This is a genomic window from Curtobacterium sp. B8 (genome assembly GCF_000333315.1).
Classification (GTDB): domain Bacteria; phylum Actinomycetota; class Actinomycetes; order Actinomycetales; family Microbacteriaceae; genus Curtobacterium; species Curtobacterium luteum.
In genome coordinates this window covers 1-1,320 of the sequence record NZ_BACW01000337.1, presented here as the reverse complement: position 1 = coordinate 1,320, position 1,320 = coordinate 1, and the positions used below count along the sequence as shown (strand labels likewise).

The following is a 1,320-nucleotide window of genomic DNA, read 5'->3' as shown; positions in this document are numbered from 1 at the left end:
GCCAGCGGCCACCAGTGCGTCCCAGAACCCGGTCTCCTGCGGGAGCCAGACGAACAGGACCGCGCCGGTCCCGAGCACCGCGACCGCTGCCACGACCCTGGGACCGAGCACGCCCTGCCCTGCGACGAGCTGTGCGACCCCGTAGAGGTACTTCGCGAACGGCGGGTGCTCGAGGTTCAAGCTCACGTCACCGTGCACGTACGCCCAGCCGGCTCGGACGTAGACGAACTCATCGTTGACCACCGTCGCCCGGCCCAGCCGCCAGAACGCGACGAAGACCGCTGCAGCGCCCACGGCTACCAGCGCGGCGATCCGCACGACGTGGATCCGGTGGTGATGCATGACGCCCTCCTGGTCGCGAACTCCGCCATCTTGACAGGAGCGCGACCGCCGACGCTGGACGCGGTGCTCGCCGGGCGGTTCGTCCGCTGGACGCAGCCCTCGCCGGTCGCTTCCCGCGCCGGACCGCGGACGGAGCGGGCGTCAGCCCTCTGGGTGGTCCCGCCCGGGCAGCCAGGAGTGACCCGGGCCACCCCAGCTGTTCTTCCGGATCGCCTTCGCGACCTGCTTGCCGTAGGGGTGGACGAGCCGGTCCGCGTAGAGGTAGCCGTCGAGGTGGTCGTACTCGTGCTGGAAGATCCGCGCGAGCCAGCCGTGCGCTTCGACCTCGAACGGCTGCCCGTGCTCGTCCTGGGCGCGGAGCAGCGCACCCTCCGACCGCCGCAGCGGGAACCGCTCGCCGGGCACGGAGAGGCAGCCCTCGGACTCGTCGTCCTCGTCCAGTTCCTCCACGGACTCGGGCACCGGGGGAGTCGTCCACAGGACGGGGTTCACCGCCGCGCCGCGGTACAGGACGTCGGCATCATCGGTCCATGAGTAGACGAAGACCCGCTTGCCGACGCCGACCTGCGGACCCGCCAGCCCGACACCCGGGGCCAGGTCCATCGTCTCGAACATGTCCGCCACGAGCTCGCGCAGTCCGTCGTCGAACTCGGTCACCTCCGCCGCGCGCTCGTGGAGGACGGGTTCACCGGTGATGCGGATCGGGAGGACGGCCATTCACCCAGGTTATCCGGCGACGACCGGTAGCCTCGACGCGTGACGACGGACCTCCCGCTCCCCGACGCGGTCAGCAACCTGACCCCGTTCCAGGCGCTCATGATCCCCGTCGCACTGCTCGGGGCGGTGTTCCTCTCCCTCGGCGCACAGTTCCAGAGCCGGGGCGTCCAACGGGTCGAGGCGAGGCTCGGCCGCCAGTCGAAGGGCCTCAGCGTCCGGCACGTGCTCGGGCTGCTGTCGAGCGGCTACTGGGTGCTCGGG

General features: G+C 71.1%; 2 protein-coding genes and 1 pseudogene. 1 reads left to right on the top strand and 2 read right to left on the bottom strand.

What is annotated here, in order from left to right:
• Positions 1-342, bottom strand: a 342-nt coding sequence (locus I59_RS08745; protein ID WP_031273431.1) for a hypothetical protein, incomplete at its 3' end; no start/stop codon positions are given.
• Positions 343-483: 141 nt separating this feature from the next.
• Positions 484-1,059, bottom strand: coding sequence for a peptide deformylase (def, locus tag I59_RS08740; RefSeq protein ID WP_022903543.1), 576 nt, complete (start codon positions 1,057-1,059; stop codon positions 484-486).
• Positions 1,060-1,098: 39 nt separating this feature from the next.
• On the opposite strand from def, the pseudogene I59_RS08735 reads away from it, so the two are divergent.
• A pseudogene (locus I59_RS08735) lies at positions 1,099-1,320 on the top strand (multidrug DMT transporter permease); the annotation flags it as partial.

Bases quoted from the DNA above. Each gene is read 5' to 3' on its own strand.
- def (WP_022903543.1), bottom strand. From the start codon at position 1,059: ATGGCCGTCCTCCCGATCCGCATCACCGGTGAACCCGTCCTCCACGAG.